Annotated in this window: 24 protein-coding genes; 7 read left to right on the top strand and 17 right to left on the bottom strand. The window is 58.9% G+C overall.

Annotated features, from left to right (window positions below; all coding sequences use genetic code 11):
• Positions 1-80 precede the first annotated feature (80 nt).
• Both NKJ26_RS29065 and NKJ26_RS29060 read left to right on the top strand, forming a co-directional pair.
• Entirely contained in the window at positions 81-860 is a 780-nt protein-coding gene (locus NKJ26_RS29065) for an ABC transporter permease (RefSeq protein WP_352698882.1), read from the top strand.
• On the top strand, positions 850-2,481 hold the full coding sequence (locus NKJ26_RS29060; RefSeq protein WP_352698881.1) for an ABC transporter ATP-binding protein: 1,632 nt from the start codon (positions 850-852) through the stop codon (positions 2,479-2,481). Before NKJ26_RS29065 ends, NKJ26_RS29060 begins: the two co-directional genes overlap by 11 nt.
• A gap of 230 nt (positions 2,482-2,711) precedes the next feature.
• Here the strand turns inward: NKJ26_RS29060 and NKJ26_RS29055 are convergent, their stop codons facing one another.
• The 10 genes from NKJ26_RS29055 to NKJ26_RS29010 all read right to left on the bottom strand — a co-directional run bounded on the left by NKJ26_RS29055 (position 2,712) and on the right by NKJ26_RS29010 (position 13,666).
• Positions 2,712-2,993 carry a hypothetical protein gene (locus tag NKJ26_RS29055; protein WP_352698879.1) on the bottom strand — a complete coding sequence of 94 codons (282 nt, stop codon included), beginning with the start codon at positions 2,991-2,993 and terminating at the stop codon, positions 2,712-2,714.
• Between the two features lie 578 nt (positions 2,994-3,571).
• Positions 3,572-3,865 carry an ArsR/SmtB family transcription factor gene (locus NKJ26_RS29050; RefSeq protein ID WP_352698898.1) on the bottom strand — a complete coding sequence of 98 codons (294 nt, stop codon included), beginning with the start codon at positions 3,863-3,865 and terminating at the stop codon, positions 3,572-3,574.
• 619 nt (positions 3,866-4,484) lie between these two features.
• Positions 4,485-5,204, bottom strand: a complete 720-nt coding sequence (locus NKJ26_RS29045; protein ID WP_352698877.1) for an ATP-dependent DNA ligase — start codon at positions 5,202-5,204, stop codon at positions 4,485-4,487.
• A 120-nt stretch (positions 5,205-5,324) separates the two neighbouring features.
• On the bottom strand, positions 5,325-5,663 hold the full coding sequence (locus tag NKJ26_RS29040; RefSeq protein ID WP_352698875.1) for a slr1659 superfamily regulator: 339 nt from the start codon (positions 5,661-5,663) through the stop codon (positions 5,325-5,327).
• An 18-nt stretch (positions 5,664-5,681) separates the two neighbouring features.
• Positions 5,682-6,242, bottom strand: coding sequence for a slr1658 superfamily regulator (locus tag NKJ26_RS29035; protein ID WP_352698873.1), 561 nt, complete (start codon positions 6,240-6,242; stop codon positions 5,682-5,684).
• Positions 6,243-6,244: 2 nt separating this feature from the next.
• Positions 6,245-8,611, bottom strand: coding sequence for a SpoIIE family protein phosphatase (locus NKJ26_RS29030; RefSeq protein WP_352698872.1), 2,367 nt, complete (start codon positions 8,609-8,611; stop codon positions 6,245-6,247).
• Positions 8,608-9,786 (bottom strand): methyltransferase domain-containing protein, encoded by a 1,179-nt coding sequence (locus NKJ26_RS29025; RefSeq protein ID WP_352698870.1) that lies wholly within the window; start codon positions 9,784-9,786, stop codon positions 8,608-8,610. The genes NKJ26_RS29030 and NKJ26_RS29025 overlap by 4 nt, the downstream gene beginning before the upstream one ends.
• On the bottom strand, positions 9,783-10,304 hold the full coding sequence (locus NKJ26_RS29020) for a ubiquinone biosynthesis methyltransferase UbiE (RefSeq protein ID WP_352698868.1): 522 nt from the start codon (positions 10,302-10,304) through the stop codon (positions 9,783-9,785). The genes NKJ26_RS29025 and NKJ26_RS29020 overlap by 4 nt, the downstream gene beginning before the upstream one ends.
• A gap of 173 nt (positions 10,305-10,477) precedes the next feature.
• Entirely contained in the window at positions 10,478-12,127 is a 1,650-nt protein-coding gene (locus NKJ26_RS29015) for a putative bifunctional diguanylate cyclase/phosphodiesterase (protein WP_502903226.1), read from the bottom strand.
• 402 nt (positions 12,128-12,529) lie between these two features.
• A complete protein-coding gene (locus NKJ26_RS29010) occupies positions 12,530-13,666 on the bottom strand; it encodes a helix-turn-helix domain-containing protein (RefSeq protein WP_352698864.1) in 1,137 nt (378 codons plus the stop codon).
• 227 nt (positions 13,667-13,893) lie between these two features.
• On the opposite strand from NKJ26_RS29010, the gene NKJ26_RS29005 reads away from it, so the two are divergent.
• The 4 genes from NKJ26_RS29005 to NKJ26_RS28990 all read left to right on the top strand — a co-directional run bounded on the left by NKJ26_RS29005 (position 13,894) and on the right by NKJ26_RS28990 (position 17,838).
• Positions 13,894-14,196 carry a hypothetical protein gene (locus NKJ26_RS29005; protein ID WP_352698862.1) on the top strand — a complete coding sequence of 101 codons (303 nt, stop codon included), beginning with the start codon at positions 13,894-13,896 and terminating at the stop codon, positions 14,194-14,196.
• A 117-nt stretch (positions 14,197-14,313) separates the two neighbouring features.
• Positions 14,314-14,544 carry a hypothetical protein gene (locus NKJ26_RS29000; protein ID WP_352698860.1) on the top strand — a complete coding sequence of 77 codons (231 nt, stop codon included), beginning with the start codon at positions 14,314-14,316 and terminating at the stop codon, positions 14,542-14,544.
• A gap of 1,274 nt (positions 14,545-15,818) precedes the next feature.
• The gene (locus NKJ26_RS28995; RefSeq protein ID WP_352698858.1) at positions 15,819-17,228 is read left to right on the top strand and encodes a putative hexosyltransferase; all 1,410 of its coding nucleotides are present in this window, start codon (positions 15,819-15,821) and stop codon (positions 17,226-17,228) included.
• Positions 17,215-17,838 carry a hypothetical protein gene (locus NKJ26_RS28990; protein ID WP_352698856.1) on the top strand — a complete coding sequence of 208 codons (624 nt, stop codon included), beginning with the start codon at positions 17,215-17,217 and terminating at the stop codon, positions 17,836-17,838. The genes NKJ26_RS28995 and NKJ26_RS28990 overlap by 14 nt, the downstream gene beginning before the upstream one ends.
• Before the next feature lie 33 nt (positions 17,839-17,871).
• Here NKJ26_RS28990 and NKJ26_RS28985 read toward each other — a convergent pair whose 3' ends face one another.
• The 7 genes from NKJ26_RS28985 to NKJ26_RS28955 all read right to left on the bottom strand — a co-directional run bounded on the left by NKJ26_RS28985 (position 17,872) and on the right by NKJ26_RS28955 (position 21,990).
• Positions 17,872-18,249: a GtrA family protein gene (locus NKJ26_RS28985; RefSeq protein ID WP_352698854.1), complete on the bottom strand. Its 378-nt coding sequence runs from the start codon at positions 18,247-18,249 to the stop codon at positions 17,872-17,874.
• 46 nt (positions 18,250-18,295) lie between these two features.
• Positions 18,296-18,988 (bottom strand): class I SAM-dependent methyltransferase, encoded by a 693-nt coding sequence (locus NKJ26_RS28980; RefSeq protein ID WP_352698852.1) that lies wholly within the window; start codon positions 18,986-18,988, stop codon positions 18,296-18,298.
• The gene (locus tag NKJ26_RS28975) at positions 18,963-20,030 is read right to left on the bottom strand and encodes a glycosyltransferase family 2 protein (protein ID WP_502903225.1); all 1,068 of its coding nucleotides are present in this window, start codon (positions 20,028-20,030) and stop codon (positions 18,963-18,965) included. Before NKJ26_RS28975 ends, NKJ26_RS28980 begins: the two co-directional genes overlap by 26 nt.
• Before the next feature lie 185 nt (positions 20,031-20,215).
• Positions 20,216-20,440, bottom strand: coding sequence for a DUF768 domain-containing protein (locus NKJ26_RS28970; protein WP_352698849.1), 225 nt, complete (start codon positions 20,438-20,440; stop codon positions 20,216-20,218).
• Positions 20,441-20,498: 58 nt separating this feature from the next.
• Complete coding sequence (locus NKJ26_RS28965; protein WP_352698847.1) at positions 20,499-21,011, bottom strand: DUF2231 domain-containing protein; 513 nt, start codon at positions 21,009-21,011, stop codon at positions 20,499-20,501.
• Positions 21,012-21,339: 328 nt separating this feature from the next.
• Entirely contained in the window at positions 21,340-21,543 is a 204-nt protein-coding gene (locus tag NKJ26_RS28960; RefSeq protein ID WP_081689526.1) for a CsbD family protein, read from the bottom strand.
• Between the two features lie 141 nt (positions 21,544-21,684).
• Positions 21,685-21,990, bottom strand: coding sequence for a hypothetical protein (locus NKJ26_RS28955; RefSeq protein WP_352698845.1), 306 nt, complete (start codon positions 21,988-21,990; stop codon positions 21,685-21,687).
• A 524-nt stretch (positions 21,991-22,514) separates the two neighbouring features.
• Here NKJ26_RS28955 and NKJ26_RS28950 point away from each other — a divergent pair.
• Complete coding sequence (locus NKJ26_RS28950; protein WP_352698843.1) at positions 22,515-22,970, top strand: hypothetical protein; 456 nt, start codon at positions 22,515-22,517, stop codon at positions 22,968-22,970.
• Positions 22,971-23,652 lie beyond the last annotated feature (682 nt).

Raw genomic sequence — 23,652 nt, 5'->3', positions numbered from 1 at the left:
CGGTTCTGAGACTGAGGCGCTCGCGCGCCACCCGGGCCAAGATTGCGCTCACCAAGGCGCCGTTCAGCGCGTGGTTCGGCATGCTGATGATCCTCGGCTATGTTGTTGTAGCCGTTTTCGCGCCTTGGATAGCACCGTACGGCGAAACGCGGGTCTTCAACGAAGCCTTCGCACCTTGGAGCCGGGACTTTGTGCTTGGAACGGACCAACTCGGGCGCGACATGCTCACGAGGCTGATTTACGGGGCGCGCAACACCATCGGTATCGCGATCGCCACCACGTCACTGTCCTTCGCGGCCGGCGTCTCGCTTGGCCTAGTCGCGGCGTTATACAGAGGGTGGCTCGACCAGATACTATCGCGTGCCGTGGACGTCCTGATGTCCATCCCGAGCCTGATCTTCGCTCTCGTGCTGCTCTCGATCTTCGGCTCTTCGATCCCAAGCTTGATTTTTATCATTGCGCTTCTCGATTCGACGCGCGTCTTTCGGCTGTCACGGGCCGTCGGACTGAACGTGACTGTCATGGAATACGTCGAGGTTGCCCGATTGCGCGGCGAAGGTCCAAAGTGGATCATCGTCGAGGAAATCCTTCCCAACGTGATGCCGCCGCTGATCGCGGAGTTCGGTCTGCGATTTTGCTTCGTTTTCCTCACCATTGCAGCGTTGTCCTTCCTCGGCGTCGGCATTCAGCCGCCTACGGCCGACTGGGGATCGATGGTGCGCGAGAACGCGACGTTAATCACCTATGGCGACGTCACGCCGCTACTGCCGGCCGGCGCGATCGCACTCCTTACGGTGTCCGTGAATTTCGTCGTCGACTGGTTCCTGCACGTAACAAGCGGGTTGCGCGATGAAAAATAGCGGACACGTTTCGCATGAAAGAGGAAAGGATCTGCTCGAGGTCCGCGACCTGCATGTTGAGGGTTTTTCGGATGAGCGGTGGCATCCCATCGTCCGCGGGGTCGGTCTGACGCTGAAGCGGGGTGAGGTTCTTGGCCTGATCGGCGAGTCCGGTGCAGGCAAGTCCACCATTGGGCTTGCTGCAATGGGATACGCCAAGCCAGGCTGCCGGATCACGCAGGGATCGGTCCTGTTCGAGGGGATTGATCTTCTGGCACTCAGCGAAACAGGGCGTCGCCGCCTCAGAGGCTCCCGCATCGCCTATGTCGCGCAAAGCGCGGCGGCCTCTTTCAACCCCGCCCACCGGCTCCTCGACCAGACTGTCGAAACTGTTGTGGCGCATGGCATTGCAAGGCGCGAGAAAGCGAACCGCAGCGCCATCGATCTTTATCGGCGTCTTCAACTTCCAGATCCGGAGACCATCGGCTTCCGCTATCCCCATCAGGTCTCCGGCGGACAATTGCAGCGGGCAATGACTGCGATGGCGATGATTTGCCGTCCCGACCTCATCGTATTTGACGAGCCCACGACGGCGCTCGATGTGACCACTCAGGTCGAGGTTCTCGCCTCCATTCGCAACATAGTGGAGGAGTTCAACACCGCCGCAATTTACGTGACGCATGACCTGGCAGTGGTGGCGCAAATGGCCGACCGCATCATGGTTCTGCGCCACGGTCTTACGGTGGAGGAGGCTCAGACGCGCCAAATGCTCGCCTCGCCGAGCCAGGAATATACAAAGACGCTCTGGGCCGTGCGCAAACTTGTTAAGCCCGAAGTTCCGGCCGATGAGTATCTGCTGACAATCGACAATGTCACTGCGGCCTACGCTGGCAGCATCAAGGTGCTCCAGGATGTCTCCATAAAGGTCCCCCGTGGAAGAACGGTGGCGGTGGTCGGCGAATCCGGTTCCGGGAAATCGACGCTCGCGCGCGTCGTTACGGGCCTTTTGCCTGCGCTGTCGGGGTCCATTTCTTTTGACGGCAAGCGCCTTTCCAACACCCTGAAGATGCGACCCCGAGAGATCCTGCGCCGCATACAGATGATTTATCAAATGCCTGACAATGCCTTAAATCCTCGTCAGACGGTTGAAGACATCATAGCGCGCCCTCTTGAATTCTACCTTGGCCTCAAGGGCGCGCGGCGCGATCGCCGCATCGGCGAGCTCATGCATATGGTCGAAATGAGCGAAACGTATCTAGACCGTCTGCCGGCCGAACTGTCGGGCGGCCAAAAACAGCGCGTTTGCATTGCCCGGGCATTGGCCGCCGATCCGGAACTCATCATTTGCGATGAGATCACGTCCGCGCTCGACCAGATTGTGCAGGAAGAAATCCTAAAGCTTCTAATGCGCCTGCAGCGTGAACTTGGCGTGAGCTACATCTTCATCACTCACGACATTGCCACCGTACGGGCGATAGCCGACGAAATTGTCGTCATGCATCAGGGGAAAGTCATTGAGCAGGGTTTGAAGAGCGAAATTCTTGCGCCCCCGCATGCAGCTTATACGGAAAGGCTTCTTTTATCCGTGCCTGAAATGGATCCGGATTGGCTTACACGGCTTCTGGCCAGCCGGAAACTCTGACCGAGAGCGGTGCAGGTGTTTCTGGTAAGCCGCCCATTCATGGTCAGCGATGATCAGGAGAAGAAACCATGAGCGTCCACCAGGGAAGTCGGCACCGCGGGTGCTCATGGGCGGTTGGCTCGATCTAACGACCCTGCCGAGACCAACATTTGGATGGCGCAAGGCATACCCATCTTCTGTGATGCCGATGGGCCGTTGTTTCTTGCCGCCACCTAGAACGGTGTGTTGAACTAACCACCATTGGTCGGGGCCGGTGCAGCGGGTGCAGGCGCTGGAGCCGGCGTCGCTGGAGCAGGTTCTGCAGGCGCCGGGGCTTTTGCAGCCGGGGTGGCGGGCGCGGCAGGTGTTTCGATGGCAGGCGCGTCAACCTTCACATTGACGTCCTTGCCGCCACCGCCGTCGATGACACCTGCAACCAACAGCAGAATAAATATGGTCACAACAGCCAGAACGATGGCGAGGACTGCATTGCCACCCCCGCCCGTTTTAACGACAGTTGGGCGGTCAGCCATGACGTTCTCCTTTTCACCTTAGAAGAACCCTCGGATAATGAACGTGAGAAACCTTTCAAACGTTCCGCGGCTAGCCCTGATAGCATCGAACTGCGGACTTAGGTCCCGGATCAAGCCCATGAACGTTTGTGCAACCTCACCCACTGCCATCGGTGGCCGGCGAACCTTTTCTCTGGTCGCCTATATGAAATGGGCCATTTCGCTGGCAGCCATTCCGACCGGCGGATCTTGTCCGAACCGGAGTCGCGGCTCTCGGATGTCACACAGCAAAACAGCGCGCACAGGGCGGTCCCCGAGGGAGCAAAGTCAGGCCAAGCCAAGAGGGGAGGATACCTGAAATGCGGGGCTTGCGGCGCCGATGCACTCTATGCCTGCCGGGACGCCGCAGCCGCTCCTGGACGGCCACGTGACACGATCATTTCGCGTGCCGCCTCGGTACGCCAGACGTGGTCGTCAGCCACGCGATTCAGAACCGTTGCGATCGCCACTTCGTCGTCAACTTTTATTCCCCGAGCGATTGCAAGATTGTGGGGCGGCGCTCCCGATCGCCAAGATTAGTCGTTCGGCAGACGGCCGCGTCATGAGCGTCTGGATTTTCCGAACTCTCGCAGCAGCAGACTGATGATTGCTCGAACAGGCTCAGACGCGCACGAGTAGTAGATGGTCTGTTGGTGGCGCCTTGTCGTAACCAATCCGAGCTGCCGAAGCTTGCTCAGATGTTGGGAGAGCGCGGAAGCGCTCAACCCGACCAGCTTCGCCAACTCGCCGACCGACATTTCACTCTGGGTGAGAAGGTCTAGGGCCAACAGCCGCTTCTCATTTGCCAGGAGGGCGAGCAGCGCGGCTGCCGGCGCCGCGCAGCTTGCGTGCATGCCGGGATTCACAACGGCACTCCGACGGCCTGAAAGTTTCAGGCCCAGCCTTAGACCACCTATGGTGCCGGGGGAGACCTGCGTCACGCGACCGAACATTGTATTGCACACCTTTCGGCAAGGGCCGGCTGAGGGATGAAGAGGGCCGGCGCCGAGCGTTGCGGTGGCCTTTGGGGAGCGCCGGCCAGGCGGAATTCGGGCCCGCCGCTCGGATAAGGTAACAGGGACGCTGTTGACGCCTATGGCGTGATCGCGGAAGGTGGTGGGTCTACTGGCAGCAATGGCGCCACGACCGCGGGAGCTACCGACACTGCCATGTTGTGATGCCTGTATAGTCAGATCGCGCTGGTGAGCGTCAGGGCACTAAAGCGGGATGAATATCTGTGGGCACCTCTCCAAACACTTCGGCCTCAGCAGAGTGTGCCAAGAAGCTATCGTCGCGGCGGCTGAACGGGTGATCGGCCGGGCAAAGCACCTTAGCTGCGGGAAAGAACTTTCGTTGCCCCCGCCGCAAGGACGAACCGAGATCCGCCGCGACGACTTTAGCACGCAATCATCTTGGAATGCGTAGTAGGGCGTCGGTCCATGAACCTCCTTAGGCCAGAAGCGTCGTCGATGGTCAGAAGTCGGTTTTATCCAAATATCTGGTCTTCAGCCATGTGGTGGACGGTCCACTCCTGTAGCGGCTGTCGGCTCGCTTAGAGATGATGCTCTCGATCCCCACTTTCTCGATGGCGCGAAAGATCGCTGGCGCACTGCCCTCGAAATGCTCGCTGTACTGGATCTTGCCGAGACCGTGCTCAACCAGTCGCCACAGCGCCTGCTTGCGCTGCAGCAGGGGCAAGGAGGTCAGATTGCGACCGTCGAGATGGAGGATGTCGACCGCGACGAACACCAGCCGGCTCGGTTCGTTCCAGATAGCGGCTTCCAGCGCAGGCCAATCGGCAGCGCCCTGCTCGCCTGGCACAATGACCTCGCCATCGATAATGGCAGCCCGGCATGGCAACTCGACAGCCAGCGCGATGGGCCAGTATTTCATGGTCCAGTCACGGCCGTTCTTGCTGTAAAGGCGCACGCCACCCTTATCGATGACGATCTGTGTTCGGTAGCCGTCAAGATTGACCTCGTGAACCCATCCCTCATCTTCGGGCGGCTCCTTGACCCGAGTCGGGATCTGCGGCGGAATGAACTCCAGCCGGCCGCCGTTCAGTTTGGCTCGCTTACGCAATGACGCCACCTTAAATCGCGCAACGGCGGCTGATCGGCACAGGCAGCCCGACATCCCCCCAACTTGGACGTCCGCCGCCTGTGCCGAGCCCCCGCCGGGCATAGCGACCATCTGCGCACGTGGCCGGATTGTCGTTAGCTTCGCATCCGAATACTTATCTCGGCGTACATATCTCGCTCGTTGCGGCGCTCTTGCACCACGCAGCCCTTGGGCCAATTTTGAGCAACCTGTTCAGTCCATCAGAAGCACAAGAGCGGGATGCAGCTTCTTCAGATTCGGCAATGATTTCGATTGCCAGGGTATGTCGGGCGTTCCACGCACGACGAGTCGAACCTCTGGATGCTTGCGCACCTCGATGGTAAATTTCGCCAGCAGGTTGATGCCGGAAGAATTGAGAAAGTGAAGGTCCTTTAAGTTGAGCGTGAGGGAAGCGGGATTTGAGGCAAGAACGCTGATCGCCAAAGCCGTGATGGGCGCACCGGCCTCGGAACTGGCAAGCCGCATGGCGCCGTCGAAGAAAATATCGCTTCCTTCATTCCACACGCGGTAGTCGTCCGTCTTGATTTCCATGGCCCGGCTTCGTTTCTTCTAGTTGTGCGTTTGCGAGATCGGAATGGAGGCATATGTCTCCAGGCAAATCCGATCGCCTTCTTCGGCCGAGCTGAAAATCCAGGCCAGACGTGCGCCATAGTCGCTCATCAAAGTCAGCAATCCAAGTCCGGAGCCTCCTACGTCGGGGTTCGCGGCATTGGCTTCAATTCGCTGTATCAGCAGGTCCATGGGATCGCCAACCGTGATGTCCGCCAGGAGACTTTGGAACTCAGACGCGGTTTCACCATCGACGTCATTCGATACCTTGAGCTTGAAGTACTCCGAATCCATCGACGCCTCGATAACGATCTCACCCGGTGCGCGAAACTTGACGGCGTTCTCGATGAGCTCGTTGACCAGATATCCGATGCTGTGCCGCACTTCGATGTAGTCATTGCGGGACGATCGGAAGCGCAACGCGAAAAGATCGGCGATGAAGTCCGAGGTGGTGGCACAATGACGCCAACTTAAGTCGAGAGGTCCGTCGAACAGCCGCACCCGACTGACGCTCTCCTTCATCCCGATTGCGATGTCAGGGGTCCCGAACAGCGTTGTCATTGCTATGTGTGCCTTATGATCACGAGGGTAATGTCGTCGTGGATCTTCTGGACTCCGATGTGGGCCATCAGATCCTCGATGATCCCGGTCTTGATTTCCTCGGCGCTGCCGCCTTGACGTTTTTTTGCGCTCTGGCAGAGGCGCTCGAAACCGAATAGCCTTTTGTCCTGATCCTCCGCCTCCGTCACACCGTCGGTGTGCAGCACGATCACGTCGCCACTGCCGAACAGGATGTCACGCGTGTCGATGAACTTCGAGATGTCATTCTCCAGACCAACCGGCATGCCCAGATCAAGCGTATCGATGCGTTCGACTTCCCCGTCCGCACGTACGACGAGAACGTCCTCATGCTGCCCCGATAACGTTACCCGCTCATCCTCAAAGTCAAGAAAGGCCAGCGAGAGATGCTTGCCGGTGTTCGTCCGCTCGATGTTCTTGTAGATCGCTCTGTTCAGCCGGTCCAGAAACTGGTGCGGATCCCCCTCGTTGGTCTCCTGCAACGCGCGTGCAACGGATTGGACCATCAGCATCAGCACGCCGCTCTCGAGACCATGACCGGTCACGTCGCCGATGCCGATCTTGATCCGGGACCCGTTCTGCAGGACGTCGTAGTAGTCACCGCCGACCTCGTCGGCCGGCCGCATGTAGGCTGCGATCTCCAGCCCCGGAATCGCTTCGAGTTCGAATGGTTTCGGCAGGACCATCAGCTGGATCTGCCTGGCAACCGCCAGCTCGGCACCAAGGCGGACGTTCTCGTCCCGTAGCTTTTCGTTGAGTGCGGAAATCTGCTGATTGGCGTCCCCGAGCTCCCTGGTTCGTTCGTCGACGAGTTGCTCGAGGTTTTCGGTGTGAAAGCTGATCTGCTCAGCCATCCGGTTGAAGGCGATCCCTGCCGCTCCAACCTCGTCGCGCGTCGGAATACTCACACGGACTGAATAGTCCTTGGTCTGGAGCCGTTGGGCGGCGCTGGCAAGCGCCCGGAGGCCTGCGGTGATCCGCTTCGAAATTCCGAGCACGGCCGCGAAAACAATCAGAAGCGAAACGATGATCGCACCGATCTGAAAGAGCAGGATACGATTGGTTGCGCGAGAAATACTCTCCTGCGCGGCGAACAGGGAGGCATAGATCTCCCGTTCGGGAACGACGATCCCGACCGACATCGTTTCGGACTTGATCGGTCCCGAACTCCACAGATTGGTCGGCTTCAATCTCTTGAGGACGACGATGTAGGGTACCCGCTCGCCCTTGCTGACGAGCATGATATGCTGAATGACACCATCGTTGTTCTGGTCAAGAGGCAGCGATGCGATTGCCGGCTGCACACTTGCCCGCATGGACCTCTCCAGGCCCGTGACGCCTTGTGTGCTCGCATCACTTGATGAAGTCAGGCCGATGATCGCCTGGCCCGACGGATTGATCGCGACCACGTTACCAGTCGACATCGTGAGGAAGCCGAACCCGGTTTCTGCGATCTTCACACGTTCGACGACTTCCGCGAGCTGGTCGAGAGTGATGTCTGCCCCCGCCGTACCCGCGATGCCGGTGCGATCGCGCGTCCACAGCGGGTGGAAAAAGCTGACGATCAGCTTTCCCGTGATTGCATCGGTGTAAGGCGCCGTCTGGGTAATGTCGTCAGGGACGGGACGAGAGGCTGGATCCCTGGCCCATTGCTGCCATGAACCATAGATACCCGGAAAGAAGAACTCCCAGAACTCCGCCTTGTTGTGGCCCGGATAAAGCTTGTCGAAGGTCTGTGCCTGGTCCGTATACGGTACAGTCCGGAAGATCGGCCGTTCTTTCGGGCCAATATAATACATCTGCAATTTGGACGACCCGCTGGCCATGAGAGTCGGCGCGACGAGATCGATGACGGTGCTGTCTTCGATTTCCTTCTGAACGCTCGGCAGCGGAGTGTGGTCGGCACCCAGCAGGTAGCCCCAAACACTTACCACCGAAGGGCCGCCCGGCAGATTCTGCGCCCAATCGCCCCGCGTGTCGTAGACGACCTCCACGGAGCCGGGCGCCTCATGCGAAAGCGTCGCTCCTACCTGTTGCTGCCTGCTTGGATCGTCGATCTGGGCCTGCAGCACGCCGGCCAGTGCCTTGACGTCGCCATGAACCCGGTCGAGCAGCAGGTCGACGCTCAACGCCGTCGATTGGGCATAGGAACGAATGTATTCCTGGTTTGCGGTCGCCAGGCCCTCACCGACTTCCGAAGTGGCATCGCGCGACAGCTTCTGAACGTTCCAAAGCGCCAAACCACCGCTCAGCAGGAGGTCGAACAGCACGGCGCCGCCAACGACCAATACGAATTTCGCTCGAAAGGAGCGCAAGCCGAAGCGCGGTGCAGACTCATTGTCGGCTTTCATTGCGGGCGTCGTCCCGATGCGACCCAGATCGGCCAGCCCGCGTAGCCCTTGGGGTGGAGCGCAGCGAAAATGTGGTCCTGGAAGCCCTGCCGGAACCGTGCGACGAACTCCGGTCCATCGCCGCGTCTGGTCGCCATCTCGCCCGCATAGACATCCGCCCAAGCCGCAATGACATCCGCGAAATCCTGCGGATCGTCGTCCAGGTTAGTCACCATGAAGGTCTCGACACGTATGTCTTCGAAGCCGGCTTCCATCAGATACCGCCTGCTCTTAGGCCCAAGCTCGACATCCATCTCGAAATGCTCGAACAGCTTCGCCACCTCGCCGTAGGTCCAGCGAATGCTTTCGGCGCGGGGCTCGCCGAGGCAATGCGAATTCTTCTCGTTGGTGATGTAGACTCGCCCCCCCGGCTTGCATATGCGGTAGAGCTCCTTGAGGATGAGTTCAGGCCGATTGAAGATCTGAAGGGAATGCCGGCAGGTCACCAGGTCGAACTGCGCTTCGTCGAGCAGCATCTCCGACGCATCGCCGTAGGTGTATTCGATGCCCCGGATATCGAACTCCTGCAGCACCTGTCGAGCATAGTTCAGGCTCGACGTGGAATGGTCGAGGGCAACGATCCGCGATGGCTGGAACTCCTTCTGCACAAGCACGGCGAAATCGCCGATCCCGCAACAGATGTCGGCCATGACGATCCCCCGCCTCATGCCGTGTCGCGGCAAGATTGCGCGCTCGTGACGCCAGGTCATTTTCGTCTGTGAGCGCAGGATAGGTACGAACCCGCCCGCCTCGAGGAAGCCCTGGCCCGGATAGAATTCGCTGTCATACTCCTGGACCGTGATATTCGGTTCGATGGCGCTCAAGCGACCGAATTTTCGCGAGGTCCATCCGACGACGCTTGATGTGATGACGACGAATTTGAGATCGGGACGAGCGCGACAGGCGTCGATAATGATCCTCGAAAAGGCGTGAAATGCGGCGTTGTTCATCTGCGTCAGGCGTCTGACATTGACGTAGAGAACGCCCCGCACGCGGCCGATCGCGTCACGAAGCAATGCGATGCTGGGTCCAAGCTCATCGATCGCCTGAGGCCGAACCACCCCGGCGATGGAGAACTCCTGGTTGTTGGCGTCGTATTGCGCCTTGAAGCGTGGGAGAAGGTCGTAAGGGCTCAATGCTGCAGGCTCTCAAGCGGAAGATCGACGACGAGCCTGATCGCATCGCCGTCGGTTTCCTCGACCCTGAGTGTCGCGTTGTAGTCGACTGCCAGTTCCAGGAGTACGACCTCCCGGCTGGGCGCTAGATCCCCAGACACCGAATTGACGTATCGCTCCCTGGCCTCTGTTCCTGCGAGTTGCGACGCGGCTTCTTCGTAGAATTGGCGCTCCTCCGGCACGCAGGGGAATGTCAGCTCGATCCTGTCCGTCCCGCCATGGCGGGACACCCTGCATCCCAGTTCGCCGTCGGCATGGCGAGTGCGAAACGCGACTTCCAGCAATTCGTTAAAGGCAGAGGAAAAGAGATTTGCATGCCGGACCGAGTCCGATCTGTTTTGACTGATCATCCGAGCCATGTATGTCGAGACATAATCGCAGTGTCTCCAGGCGGAGACGAAGGCTTTGATTTCCATGTCGATCTGGATCATGGGCGCAAAAGTCGGCTTGCCAGCCAACTCGTGATGAACGGGTCCCATCGGCATCCTCCCTTGTTCCATCAGTATTGCCCTCGGGCGGTGATGGCCCCGCGACGAAATCTCACCGCGCCCCGTGACGAGCCACTCTCGCACCGCCTCGATGAATTTGCGCGATATCTGCCTCGATTGCTTCTACAAATCTCCATTTCACCGTTAACAAACGGTTCAAGGCGTTAAACCGCCCGATTTGATTCCTCCATCGCTCGTACCACCCTCAGCGGGGACCGCCTGATGAAAGCGTTGGTTGCCTCGGCTCCGAGCGGCCGTCCCAGGAAATTACCTTGCAGGCTATCGCAATTTTCCTTGATCAGCCACTGTGCCTGTGCCGACGTCTCGACCCCCTCGGCAGTGACACTTATTCCAAGGCCGTGTGCGAGATTTATGATCGATCGCACGATCGTTTGGCTTTTGAGATCGGTCTCCAGGTCCGCAATGAAGTACTGATCTATCTTCAATGTGTCGAAGGGAAAGTTCTTTAGGTAGCTCAACGACGAATAGTACGTTCCAAAATCGTCGAGTGATATTCGTATGCCCAAGACGTTCAGGGTATTTAATGTGTCGATATTGTCGATCGTCTTCTCGAGAAGAACCGTCTCGGTTATCTCGAGTTCAAGTCGCTCGGCCCGAATTCCAACTGCATCAATGACCTGCGCGACCGTGTCCGTCAGCGAACCGCCAAGGAACTGCGCCGGCGACAGGTTCACCGCGACTGTCAGCGAGGAGGGCCAGGTCAAGGCCTGGCGACAAGCTTCCTCGAGCACCCATCGTCCAATCTCGTCCATCAGACCGTCGGCCTCGGCGATAGGTATGAACACGCTGGGTGGAATGATTCCGATCTCGGGGTGCCGCCATCGCAGTAGCGCTTCGAAACCGATCACCGACGAGGGAGGCCGAATGAGCGGCTGATACTCCAGATAAAGCTCGCCCCGTTCAAGCGCTGTTCGAAAGCTGCGCCTCAGATTCTCGCGCTGCTCGAGCAAGAGCAGCATCGAACGGTTAAATATTCGAGCGCAACCGCGTCCATCTGTCTTGGCTGCGTAAAGTGCAATGTCAGCGGCTTTCATCAGTTGCTCACCATCGGTCCCGTGTTCCGGCCCGAAAGCAATTCCGACACTCGAGCCGACGAAGACGGGAATGCCGTTGATGATGAACGGATGCTTGAACGCGTCGACCAGCGATCCGGCGAGGCGCTCAGCTTCTGCCGGCTGCTCCTTTCCCAATTGGATGACAGCGAACTCATCGCCGGCATACCTGTACGCGGATTCGCCGTCCTGCAGCGCGTCGCGGATACGACCCGCGGCGAGCTGAAGAAGCGTATCGCCTGCTCCATGGCCCAGCGTGTCATTGACCGCTTTGAAATCGTCAAGGTCGATCTGCAGCAGGGCGGTTTTCGGCTTCAGTGCGCCAACGGCCGCCAGTGCTTGCTGCAGCCGCTCCCCAAATCGCCGCCGGTTCTGCAGGCCGGTCAGCACGTCGTGCGTCGCCTGATGGAGCAGAATTACGTGTTCTTGCTCGTCCGCTACGCTGCGCCCATCGCGCTCCCTTGATTCGATGATCCCCACACCATTTGCAGTGGCGAAAACGAAAACGGACCGCTGCTCTTCGCCCGATGACGGCGGCAAATCGATGCTTGCCGGTGAGCCGCCGTGGAACACACGACGAAATTCGTCGCGATACCTTGCATCGAGGAAGCTCGGATAGATCTCCCAAAGGGCGGCACCCGGCGCCACCGCGCCTCCGTACGCAACGCGGAACTTGGTTGCGTAGTGCGTCAGGCAGAAGTCGCGGTCGTAGAACGACAAGAGTTCGGTCGTGTTCGCCAAAAGGTCAGCGAGAAGCGCTTCGCCTGGACGTAGAACATTGCTTGAGGAAGGCCCCTCACGTTCCGTGCCGACGTCTGATGCCTCTGGATGCAAGAGCCACCTCCATAGGCGGTGCGAATCCACATCGCCCAGTTCAGAAATAGCATAACCGCCAAGCTTGGCAAAATTTTAACACGCAGTCTGAAGAAGTGCCGCATGTGGCGGAGTTGCAAAGCATGCTCCGCCGTGATTGGCGGTGTTAAAGATGAACATTCACAGTTGGTTAACCAATCGGGAACTGGCTGTATGATTGATGGCGCGGCGGACGCGCCACGAAATATTCTGGTCCATCAGGCGGCGTGATCTTCCCCGCCCTGCGAAGCCTGTTTGAGCCCACCCCTCTCGCCACCGCGGACCCTGTACTCAGCTTCCAAGCGCTTTGAGCCAACCTTCAAAGGAAGAAGCCTTCTCGCGTTCAGCAAGCGAAACAGAGTGGGCGGGGCGCGGCAACACCACAGTGGCGCGGCCCTCGCGTGGGCTGTAACCGAATTCCTTGCTGAATGCCCGGCTGAAATTAGCCGCTGAACTAAACCCGAACGCCTCAGCGATATCGACAATCCGCCGGCTGTCCGCCGGATCGCTAAGCGCAACATGGGCTCCCAGAAGTCGGCGACTTTGGATATAATGAAGAACACCACCGCTCGGCTCGAACAATTGATAGAGGCGAGAGCGCGATACGCCGAGTGCTCGGCACATTGAATCCGGCGTCAGATGAGGCGTATCCAGATTGTTTTGGACGTATCGACGCGCTCGCTCCATCAGCGCGACACTCGCCAATTGGTCAGCGGCCGCGGCATGTTCCGCCGGATGCGCGAGACAGGCAATGATCATGCTGCGCGTTGCGTGTACGATGCGAGGCAGATCTTCAGCCGTGAGGCTGCGCAGTCCTGCTTCGATGCTGCTGACGTAGTTGATCAAAAGGTTGGCAAAGTTGCCGGACAGAATTGAATTGTTCTTTGCGTCGAGGGTTGAGGCCGCATCAGAGAACAAATCACGCGGCAGATAGAGACAGAGACTTTCCGAGTCCGTTACCCTCCCGCGAAACGGGTAGCCGAGAGATCTGATTTCCAATTTGCCCGGCTGGTTTTCCACAACGCGGCGGTCGACCTCCGTCCACGACTGGCCAGAGCGTGGCAAGACGATGTACCAGTGATCGATCGAACTCGATCGGAGCTTCGCGGGGGACCGAATGTAGCTGTGAGCCGGCGCACGCTGTTGAACGATCAGCATGCCGCCGAGATTCCAAGTCGTGTGGTCGGCGCGAAAGCCATCGCTCAGCGACTTGTCGTCCGGCAACCTGGCCTCGACAAGCGGCGCAATCTGCGCTTGCCAAGCAGCGAACTGATGCTCTGGAGCCAGTTCGAACGTTGAAAAAGACAGAGGCTCCAGCGCTGGCGCGAGCGACGGAGCGGCCTCATCGTTGGGTTGACCGTCTCGCGGCCACCGACGTCGATCACGCGGCAGCCTCGCAGGGACCCCATCTTGCCTCTTAGTGTCCATCGCGTGGTGCCATATCCGAATCGGCTATGCCCATGCCCTTCTCAATCATGTGGTGTGGCTCGGCATCTGGCAAGACTGCGGAGATCGAGTCGGCCGAAACTGCGATCACGCTCGATTGCAGTACGAAATGCATTCCGAGATAAGTTTCTGGATGTGAAGATAACGACTCTCTTCAATCTGATGCGTATAGAATCTGGCATCGTCAAATAGGTGAGGAGGCCACAGAAATGAACACCAAGCTCAACGGCGACGCTCGTCGCAGGGTAATTCTCGATGGCTACGACAACAACGAGCCATTGAAAGACATTGCGGCAAAGGTCGGATGCTCACTGGCGAGTTTGAAAGTTACAGCAAGTAAACTCGGCTGCACTCGAACCCCGGCAGAAGCGGCGGAGTTTCGGCGCGGATTTCACGTCCCGGAACATAAGCGCCAAGATTACTATCAACTTATGACTGCCGGGCAATATAAAGCTCGTGAGTGCGCCCTGATATTGGGGCTTTTAACAGAACAATCATCGGTCAGTAGCTAGTCTTATTTCAAGTACACTGTCGACGATACTGTGAATTATGCATCCATCGCGTCAGCGGTTCATCAGTAAAAAGCCCGCCGCAACGCCCGCGCGGCGGGCCCTGAAAGGTTCGCACAGATGCTGCGTCGCCATCTCAATCGCACCTGCCTGGGTCCTCCCGATCTGGCTATTTGCGAACGCGTGTTCGATCAGGTCTGCGCGGAGGAGAATCTAGACCCTTTGGACCCGGACGCTGAAATCCTGGCGGTGATGGTTGTGGCCATTTTTCGAAATGTTCACACCAGCGAGCGCGAACTGCTGGAGACGGTCAGGTCTCGTCGGCAAAAGGGTGCAGGAACAGGGCATTAGCACATGTCGCCCGCCACGGCCCGGCCGCAGCCACGGCTCCCACCCAACGCGCAGCGCGCGACCGCGACTGCGATCGCGACCCTTTTGCATGGGCCGGCTGTGCCCGTTCAAGCTCGTTATGCAATCGCTTCCTTGTTCCGTCCGTTCTGCCTGCGGTTCGGCGGCTTTCGGCCTGTCCCTAGCTTGGAATTGATGAACGCGAAGGCAGCGAACGTTTCGTGTCGATCTTCTTCGTTGGCTTCTGGAGGAGGAGCACCTGACAATTTTTGTCCTGCAGGCGCCACGCGGAGTGGAACTGTCGTCACATTCATTCGTTCGCTCAACGCAAGGAGGCGATTATGAACAGGCAAACGAAAGGCTCCACCCATCAGCCCATCTCCCGCAAAAAGGCCGACGGAAGCGATAAGTCAAAGCGTCCGGCAGGAAGCGGCGACCAAGCTCAAAACGCCCAGAAATGGGGAGGTGGTTCGAAGGCCTCAAAGGGCGCCGTCATCACTGAGGATCGTCAAAATCCGAATTCGAGCCAACGTAGTTAGGCTGTGCCGATAAGCGGACGATTAGCCGGTGTTCCTGCACGTTGCCTATGAGCGCAGCGTGCAGGATAGCGCGGAAAGGCCCGTCAGCCTCCTCGAGGAACTAGCCGCGCGCCGCTCTGGTCATGTTTTCGACGCGCCTCTTCCGCTCTTTGCGCCAACCCTTTCGCGGCGGGCTCTTTGCCGTTGTCAATCCCAGTGTCGACTTCCTCGCCCGTCGCAATTCGCATAACACGCACGGCATTGCCGATCACGTCGGCGGTGCGCTTCTGGCCTTTAGGTCCGGTAGGCACGAGCGTTGCTCCTGTGCGCTCTCACACAGCTCATCCAATTTGTCGCGGACCCGATCGTTATCGAGCAGTAGCTTGGCGCGTGGGAATCCTCTGCTACGAAGCTCCCTTTCGATGGCTTGCCATCCTTCATAGTCGCCGGATTCCGCAAGTTTCCCGGCCTCGCGCCACATACGCACGTCACGCTGTCGGGACACGCCTTTCTCCCGTGCTTTTGCGCTAAGCATATAGGAGGTCGGGGGAATATGTGAATGCATTGCATTCCGTCAAATTTCAAACTGAGACACTGCCGGCCAAAGGCTGTACTCACGCGATCGCCAAAGCAATGAGACTCTCGCCCGGAATGGATAACGGATTGGGGCGATGTATTTTCCGCAGTTCCTGGTCTGGGTAATCGCGGCGGAGAATGTGGAAAAGGCGCTGACGCTACTAATGCGAGGAAACGGTGCCGTTGAAGCGGCTCCCTTCTTCGGCTGGTGTGACCGATCGACCTGACCCCGACGACCTCCCGCTGCAGAAGGAACCGAAGCCGCGCAGCATCGTTGATCCTTACGGAATCATCAGATCGAGTTGCAGACGGAGTCTGGCTGATGATCTTGATGCTTCCGATGGACCGATTTTCATGGCTCGCAGCGCCCTCGAGCCGGCGAAGGCAGGCTCGCCATCGCAACGTGTGGCGCCATCACCTGTGGAGGCACAACCGGCGCTTGGAGATACGGCCCGCGCAAACGCTGGCGGTCGCCTGTGGGTCATCGCCGCTGCGGTTCCGCTCCTGTTCATGATCAGCGGGCTTGTCATTCGGTATGCTGCATTCGCTTCAGTATCGGCGGAACCAGGCTTCGAAGCCTATGCGCGTGCGCTCTGCCGGTGGGACTGCGCGTGGTATGTGGACATTTCCGAACATGGCTACGAGCGTTTTCCCATTCCAGGCCAAAGCAACGTCGGACGCTGGGGCTTCTTTCCATTGTATCCCATGCTCGTGGCTACTCTTCGGTTTGTTTTCCCCTTCCCGACGATTCTGATCGCGACGATCACCTCGATTGCATGCAGCTACGCCGCCTGCCTTGTGGCATGGCCACTGCTGGAGAAGAACATGCGTCCTTATGTGCTGTATTGCGCTTTCCTGCTTAGCGGCCCGTTCTCGTTCCACTTCACCACCTTCCTTACCGAACCTCTTTTCGTGCTGCTGACTTCGTGCGTCTTTTTGGCACTCAAGCGCTCCAGCTATCTCACCGCCGGCGTCTCATCCGCTTTGCTATCGGCAACAAGGCTTGTCGGGGTTCTTGCTGTCTTGGCGACCGTCATTCAAATGTTCGAGCAGCACCGCCAGCAGGGCGGGTCGGCGATGTCTTTCCCGCGATGGGTGCTTGGTCGTCCGGATATGCTCGTAGCTATCTTCATCTCGCCCACCGGCTTGTTTGCTTACATGCTCTTTTTGTATCTCACCGTCGGGGACGGGTTTGCCTTCTTGCACGTCCAGCGCGCGTTTGGGCGGGTGGCTGGCGATCCGCTCCTTTTTCTATGGGACGGTCTTTCCGCTGTTCCGACAAAAGGCTGGCTGCCAACGGCGCCGCAATGGAGCGCGCTCGCGGCGATCGTAGGGCTGACCCTATCGGTCGTTCTGGCGGCTCGCAGGCAATATGGTGCTGCGCTCTTCTGCGCGATCAGCATCATCCTGCCGCTGATCACGAACCTGGCTTCCATGGTCAGATACGTCATTGGGCTTGCGCCGCTGATGATGTTGATTGCCGAGCTGCTGTCGGTATCGAAGCTGACCTATCTCGTGACTTTGGCGCTTTTCCTGAGCGCATGTTATTTCATGACTGTGGCGTGGATCGGAGGCTATCTTGCCCTGGTCTGAAACCCAGGGACCCTATGGACGTGCTGCCTCGATTGGCGGCTATGCGCTGGCGGCGGTTCTGGCCGCGTCCGAAATCATCACCCTCGCGCTCGCTCTCAACCCAAATGTCAACGATGACTATCGAGCCTTTTATATTGATCGCACAACGACGTGCCTCAACCGCGATGCGGTCGGTAACTACACTCCCGGCCAGACGGTGTCGTTCCGGTCTGACGGCGCCAAACAAGCAGCTGGCATGATGGTCTGTGGTTGGTCGGGCCCGGTAGCCGACGGAACCCATTCGCTGGGCGAGACCTCTCGGCTCAGGCTGGAAATACCTTTGCTTCGGGACGGCCTTACGGCAACGCTGCAAATGTCCGCTGTCATTCGTCCGCCACAGATCACACAAAGGGTTATGATCTCGGTGAACGGAGTTCGGGTACACGAGGTAACACTGTCGAGCAAAGACCCGAAGACGATCTCGTTCGCGATCCCGCACCCAGCATTCGCCAGCGCAAAGGTCCTCGAAATGACCTTCGACTATCGCGACGGGATTCCGCCAAGCTCAGCCGCGAGCAACATCTACAAACGCGCCATCAAGTTGGTATCGTTCCGGCTGGACGCCGGCTAGACCAGAACGCCAATCTTCTGGCGGGAGCACGCGTCAGCCGTCGCCGGACTGATCGGGAATGCGTTGTGCAAAAACCCATCGGTCGAGCACGACGAAATTGATTGCGGGCACAAGCAAGCAGGTAATCACAATGGGAAAGATGAGCGGCAGGCCCAGCTTCGCCGTCAAAAGCGCCGGCGCGCCACAGGCGATGGCCAAACCGATCGCCGCCAGCACGAGAAAACGCGGAGCCTCTGATCTATGCGGGCCGCTCGACATGAAGGTTTTTGACCTGTGCGCGAGATAGGAAAACAAGGCTGCGGCTGCGTAAGCTGCAAGGGACGCCTCGACGGGGCTGAAGCCGAGCCGTTCCGATTTGACAAAGGCGGCCGCCAAGGCGGCATACAGGATTGTGGCGGCGATGCCGACCATGCCGAAGCGCGCCAGAAGCTTTAGGACGGCGCCGGCAGACCGATATTCAGACACGCGCGCTACACGCATACTGGGCTCCAAGTGGCAGCGGCGCGAGGGCACGCTCGACGTTCCTGGCGAACCCGCCGGCCGACGGGAGAAGCAGGAAGTGCTCGGATCGAACGTCCCTGAAGCCTGCTTGTCGAAAGAGGGCCGCTGCTTTGACGGCGTTGAGCAGGACCGCGTCTTGGTCGAACGGACACCGCAACACCGCGAGGCGCGTCAGCGGATTATAGGGATTGTGCTCGATGACGCAGGCGACGCCGCCGTGCCGCACGACGCGTCGCAGCTCGCAAAAAAAATCGAGCCAGGATGCGGGCGAAACATGATGAACAACACAACTGGCAAAAGCCAGGTCGAACACGCAGTCGTCATAAGGCAGGCTCGTCGTGGTGCATGTCCTATAGACGACGCCCGGATTGTCCTCGCTGGCGCGCTGGATCGATTCTTGCGAGACGTCGCAGCCATCCAGGCGCTCGAAAGCGCCGTCTAGATAAGGATGGAGCGAACCAACACCGCAGCCCACATCAAGCGCCCGCAGCATGGCTCCCCGTCGACGAAGGCCTCGCTCGGCGACCAGGCGCCGCAGCAGGTCGGCTTTAGCGACCAAAAAGAATTCGTGCTTGAGTCCGGAAAACCGGATCGACCCATCGATCGTCTCTCCATAGCTGGATCTATAACTGTCGAAGAGTTCGGGCACTGGGAGCGACTCCGTTCTTGGGCTTGCGAAACGATCTCCGGCTCCCACCAGCGACGGCACGCACCGGCTCGTCGAAGCCGGTAAGACGATCGATCACATAAAGAGGGCGGCGTTTCACCTCGGCGTGGATGCTACCGACATAGAGACCAACCACGCCGGTCATGAAAAGATTGATGCCGCACAGGAGCGATACGATCACCACGGTGGAAGTCCAGCCGGCAATGACGCCGGTTTCAAAAATCCAGGCGAACACGGCATAGGCACCAAAGGCCAGCGCAAGTGCGGAAATGGCCGATCCGCCCCAAAGCGCAAAGTGGAGCGGCTTTTCCGAGAAGCTGACAATGGCGTGGACGGCAAGGTGCACCATTTTCCAGAAAGGGTATTTGGTCTGGCCGATGGTCCTCGGGGGGCGTTCGAACGGCACTGCCGTTTGCTTGAATCCCATCCAGCCGAACATGCCCCTGACGAAGCGGTCGTGTTCAGGCATATGTTTGAAGACCTCCAGCGCATGGCGGCCGACCAGACGGAAATCCCCGACATTGCGCGGGATGTTGACCGGCGTCATCTTCTCCAGGAAACGGTAGAAGAGATCGGCGGTTAGACGCTTGAACCAGGATTCGCCCTCGCGCTTGACACGGCGGGCATAGACGATCTCGAAGCCGTCCTTCCACTTCGCCACGAGATCGAGAACGACCTCCGGTGGATCTTGCAGGTCGGCATCCATAACGATGACAGCATCACCCGCGGCAGCATCCATGCCAGCAGTGATCGCAATCTGGTGTCCGAAATTGCGGGAAAGCTCGATAAGCCGAAAGCGAGGCTCGGCGGTGACCACACGCCGAAGGTATTGGACGCTGCCGTCATGGCTACCGTCATCAACAAAAATCGCTTCGGTCTCTCCGTCCAGCCGGCAGATCAGTGACCTGATCCGTTCGACCAGTCGCGGTAGGACTTGTTCTTCATTGTAAATGGGCAGGACCAGCGAGTAGCGCGGCGACGCGTTCACTCCCGTCCCGATGCTTTGGATCACAGAGGCTCGCATGCGGATGAAAATGAAACGCCCGCATCAAAGTTCCATAAGGTATAGCTAATTTAGAAAATTTTAGATAACGCCGAATCCGAAGGGGAAGATAGGCGCGCTGCTGGCACCTGCTCAAAGCGCAATTAGTTCATAATCTGCCGGATCGATGCGACCGCGAACCGCCTTAGGCAACAGCCACAAAGTCGTTAGTCCGCGAGCCCGCCTTCGCGATGTTCGACGGCATGAATGATCGCTTCATAAACACTACCGATCTCTTCATCGATCTCCTGAATTGGGATGCCTTCGGCGGCAGCCGCCCGCAGGGCCTTGTCTGCCATATCAGTCACAAGCCGGCCCGGGTCGTCGATTGGCCCTTCCGGCATATGTTCGGAAATCCATTTGTATAAAAAGTCGGCACCGCGAGTGCTCATGGTGGTTGCTGGATAACGACCCCCGCGGAGACAGACCTTGGATGGGGGCCAGACAATGTCAGGCCTTTCGCGATAGCCTCGGGCGCGAGGTGAGGTCCTCACCCTCTTCGGGTTGCACGCCGACCCTGTGTTCATAGACGAGCGTTCCGCCCTTCCAGCCGGTATAGAGAAGGAGCAGAACGATGATTGTCGACAGAGCCAGGCCCCACGGCAAAGCGCCCTCGGCAGCTCCGGCGCTCCGGCGCAAGAGGAAGCTGGCGAGCGCGAGCACCACCGCCGTCACATTGCCGATCATATGGTGCCATGCCGCGCCTATCGAGCGCACGGCAGCATTTCCGAGGAAGTCGGCAAAGCCGGCCAACGCCGCGGCAGCGCTCATTAACAGGGCAAAGCCGAGCAGCCAGAAGGAAGCCTCGGCCCAGAACGCATTGCCGGTCGACCAGAACATCACATCCGAAAGGAAGACCGAGACCAGCAACGCGATTGGGAAAGGAATCAACATCGGATGGATTGGATGACGGCCAATCTTGGCGGTGGTCGCAACGCCCAGGAGGTGATGTGTCTCTGGCATATCTACTAACGTCGGGTTCGGCAGAGTGTTCCCGCGGCGAAGAGACCTCGATCGGCGCGGCGGGCCGGAGAACGGCTGAGCAAAGTGCCTTTGCGATAGGAAAGATTTTCGCCGCACCTTCTCAAGGCTGACCGAGATCCGCCGGGGGAGGGTCTAGCGCTGTGTCACCAGCAACGCTCCAAGGCGACGCAGGGCAGACACGACAGTTGGCCAACACGCAAGAACAGGCGCCGACGCTCAGGGAACCAGCCCGAGCAGCGCGCCTGTGGCCCGCACCAACCTGCAAACCGCCAGCCGTGACCGCCCTTGTGCTGTGACCAGTTCAGTCCTACCAGCCTTGCCGACCATACCAGTCGTCGACGTCTTGGCGCACTCGATCTTTCTCGATGCCGTAGCGTTCCTGGATTTTGCCTTCGAGCTGATCGCGATTGCCGGCGATACGGTCGAGATCATCATCAGTGAGCTTGCCCCACTGTTCCTTGACCTTACCTTTGACTTGCTTCCAGTTTCCCTCGACTCGGTTCCAGTCCATGACGGTTCCTCCTTTGTTTCATCCGAAAAAAACGGTCGTACGATGTAGAGGTTCCGCCAACGCAAGCAACGACGAGCCGATGGGCGAGGAAATCGATGACAGCCACCTCCTGGTCTGCAATCGCGTGACTGGCGGGAGACATCAATCCGGGGTATCGACGAGCGACTTCTTTGGCTTCGGTGGGACGTAGCTCTGCACCAGGCGCACCTTGGCGGCATCGACCGTGACGTGGGTACCAAGGCTCACGGTCACCTTTGCCTCGTCGATCCTGACGATATCGCCGATCAACTCGATTTGCTGCCCCTTCGTCACCTTCGTCGCGCTGTCTACGATAGAGTGGGGGAAGTTATAGCCTGGAATCGAAACGCTGACTCGGTCGTCTGTCACGCGCTTCAGAACCGTGGCCATGATCGCCACTTCGTCGCCGACTTTTATTCCCCTGGCCATTGCACGATTCTGGGGCAGCGCGCGCGATTGTCAATATTAGGGAAATCTAATGCATGCCTGATGGTGCGTGCGTGCCGAAGCGCTGGACTTTCTTCAGCGTGGAGTTCGCGAACAGTATCAGGAAATCATCTCGCCAGACCGGTCCGACAGGGAAACCGTGCCCTCGACGAAGGGAATTTCTTGGTCGTGGTCGACGCAACAATTCCGTACTCGATGGCGGTGGCGCGATCTCAGCCGAAAGCGGTAGCTTGCAGCTCGCTGGCGGACCCGCAAGGAGGCTTGGCCGGCCAGCGCAGTTCTGGAATGCCGCCGCCTCCGACCGCGCGACCGGCGGCCTGTTGATGGGCGCTGACAACCTGGTCGGCGGCCGGCGTCGCGGCTACAGCCGTTCAATCCGGCTAAGAATGTCGTCACAGCGGGTCAGGCGTTCAGTGCTACCCGGCCGTAGATGGATGACCCACCCGTCATTGGTTAGCCGGTCTCGCCGGCACCATGTTCACATCAAAGCTGGCGGGCAGCGGCTGATGCGTGTTCTTGATGGCCGCCGTCGTGCTCCTATCAACGGGCAAGATTATCACCATCCGGGCCGTTCGTTCTGGCCAAAGCGGTTCTCCAAAAAGCAGGAACAAGGTTGCAACGATGCTTATCAACAGAAGCGTCGCGCAGGTATTCACGATGATCTCGCCAAGCCGCATACAACCCTCTTCGACCCCGACACCCGCCACATCGCAGGGAGATGGCGGGCACTCATTCGACTGACGATGAAGGGACAGATAATCGACAGTCGACATACGCAAATGGGCAACCGTGATGAATGGTTTCACACATCGGACCTTTGCAGCGGGACCCGGGACTTTTGTCGCATTTGTGGCCTTGTCGGCGCACGCATCAGCTGGGCGCGACACACCTCACCGCCCGGAACAGGCCCGCCGTTCAGTTTTCGGTCGGAAGGGCTCTGGCAAGCGAAGCTGGGAATGTAGTGCCAGCATCAGGCGGTTCCGCAAGATCAGGACCAGTCCATTGGCGCACGGCTTCTTGCGACGTCGTGATGTAGAGATTGCACATGCCACAGTGTGCCGTGGCAACGTCCTGCCAGTCAAAATATCGCCGCCTGGAGTTGCGCTTTTCGGTGGGTTGGGGTCCCGCAGGCGCCATGTTCGGTTGGCGTGGGCACTGCGCGAAACCGGCTGCATCTGCGGGCCACGGTGGGTCTGTCGGAGTTTCCACACAGGATGGGGTCCAACGCAGTCATCGTGCAGCAGTAAACCTGCCCAATTCTCTACTCTCTACCGAACGGTCTCCCGTAGACTTCGCCGCCTCCGCTCACTGCTGCGGGCTTTTCGACGGGCAACTCTAAGTTCGGCAAGTGTTGGCCTCCACCAGCCTCTGAAGCGTTCGGTCGGACCGGCGGTTACCCGAGCGGGCCATGTGCTCACAAGTTCGGCCAGCGTAGCCGAACGCCACTTGCCCCAAATGAAGTCGCCGTTTGCAGGCATTGCATGGGGATAGAATGCGGCTGCGTCCGATGGCTCAACAAGTTCACCGGCAAATTCTACAAAGACGACAATCCCGTACTGCTCGGTTGCGACTGCGCGGCCCAGGGTGGGTAGATCTTGGGCTGGCAACGGATAGCGATGGCGCCGGCGCTCAGCAGCCCGCTTT

The organism is Mesorhizobium sp. M0152 (genome assembly GCF_040322415.1).
GTDB lineage: Bacteria > Pseudomonadota > Alphaproteobacteria > Rhizobiales > Rhizobiaceae > Mesorhizobium.
Note: the sequence above shows the minus strand (reverse complement) of the source record. Positions and strands in the feature narration are given on the sequence as shown.

Excerpts from the sequence above, each read along its gene's own strand:
- NKJ26_RS29065 (WP_352698882.1), top strand. The coding sequence starts at position 81 with ATGCTGATGATCCTCGGCTATGTTGTTGTAGCCGTTTTCGCGCCTTGG.
- NKJ26_RS29055 (WP_352698879.1), bottom strand. The coding sequence starts at position 2,993 with ATGGCTGACCGCCCAACTGTCGTTAAAACGGGCGGGGGTGGCAATGCA.
- NKJ26_RS28985 (WP_352698854.1), bottom strand. The coding sequence starts at position 18,249 with ATGGTCGGCATCGCCGCCACAATCCTGTATGCCGCCTTGGCGGCCGCC.
- NKJ26_RS29005 (WP_352698862.1), top strand. The coding sequence starts at position 13,894 with ATGAACACCAAGCTCAACGGCGACGCTCGTCGCAGGGTAATTCTCGAT.
- NKJ26_RS29010 (WP_352698864.1), bottom strand. The coding sequence starts at position 13,666 with ATGGACACTAAGAGGCAAGATGGGGTCCCTGCGAGGCTGCCGCGTGAT.
- NKJ26_RS29030 (WP_352698872.1), bottom strand. The coding sequence starts at position 8,611 with ATGAAAGCCGACAATGAGTCTGCACCGCGCTTCGGCTTGCGCTCCTTT.
- NKJ26_RS28965 (WP_352698847.1), bottom strand. The coding sequence starts at position 21,011 with ATGCCAGAGACACATCACCTCCTGGGCGTTGCGACCACCGCCAAGATT.
- NKJ26_RS29020 (WP_352698868.1), bottom strand. The coding sequence starts at position 10,304 with ATGGGACCCGTTCATCACGAGTTGGCTGGCAAGCCGACTTTTGCGCCC.
- NKJ26_RS29060 (WP_352698881.1), top strand. The coding sequence starts at position 850 with ATGAAAAATAGCGGACACGTTTCGCATGAAAGAGGAAAGGATCTGCTC.
- NKJ26_RS29050 (WP_352698898.1), bottom strand. The coding sequence starts at position 3,865 with ATGCACGCAAGCTGCGCGGCGCCGGCAGCCGCGCTGCTCGCCCTCCTG.
- NKJ26_RS28955 (WP_352698845.1), bottom strand. The coding sequence starts at position 21,990 with ATGGCCAGGGGAATAAAAGTCGGCGACGAAGTGGCGATCATGGCCACG.
- NKJ26_RS28950 (WP_352698843.1), top strand. The coding sequence starts at position 22,515 with ATGCGTGTTCTTGATGGCCGCCGTCGTGCTCCTATCAACGGGCAAGAT.
- NKJ26_RS29045 (WP_352698877.1), bottom strand. The coding sequence starts at position 5,204 with ATGGTCGCTATGCCCGGCGGGGGCTCGGCACAGGCGGCGGACGTCCAA.
- NKJ26_RS29040 (WP_352698875.1), bottom strand. The coding sequence starts at position 5,663 with ATGGAAATCAAGACGGACGACTACCGCGTGTGGAATGAAGGAAGCGAT.
- NKJ26_RS28970 (WP_352698849.1), bottom strand. The coding sequence starts at position 20,440 with ATGAGCACTCGCGGTGCCGACTTTTTATACAAATGGATTTCCGAACAT.
- NKJ26_RS28960 (WP_081689526.1), bottom strand. The coding sequence starts at position 21,543 with ATGGACTGGAACCGAGTCGAGGGAAACTGGAAGCAAGTCAAAGGTAAG.
- NKJ26_RS28975 (WP_502903225.1), bottom strand. The coding sequence starts at position 20,030 with ATGCGAGCCTCTGTGATCCAAAGCATCGGGACGGGAGTGAACGCGTCG.
- NKJ26_RS29000 (WP_352698860.1), top strand. The coding sequence starts at position 14,314 with ATGCTGCGTCGCCATCTCAATCGCACCTGCCTGGGTCCTCCCGATCTG.
- NKJ26_RS29035 (WP_352698873.1), bottom strand. The coding sequence starts at position 6,242 with ATGACAACGCTGTTCGGGACCCCTGACATCGCAATCGGGATGAAGGAG.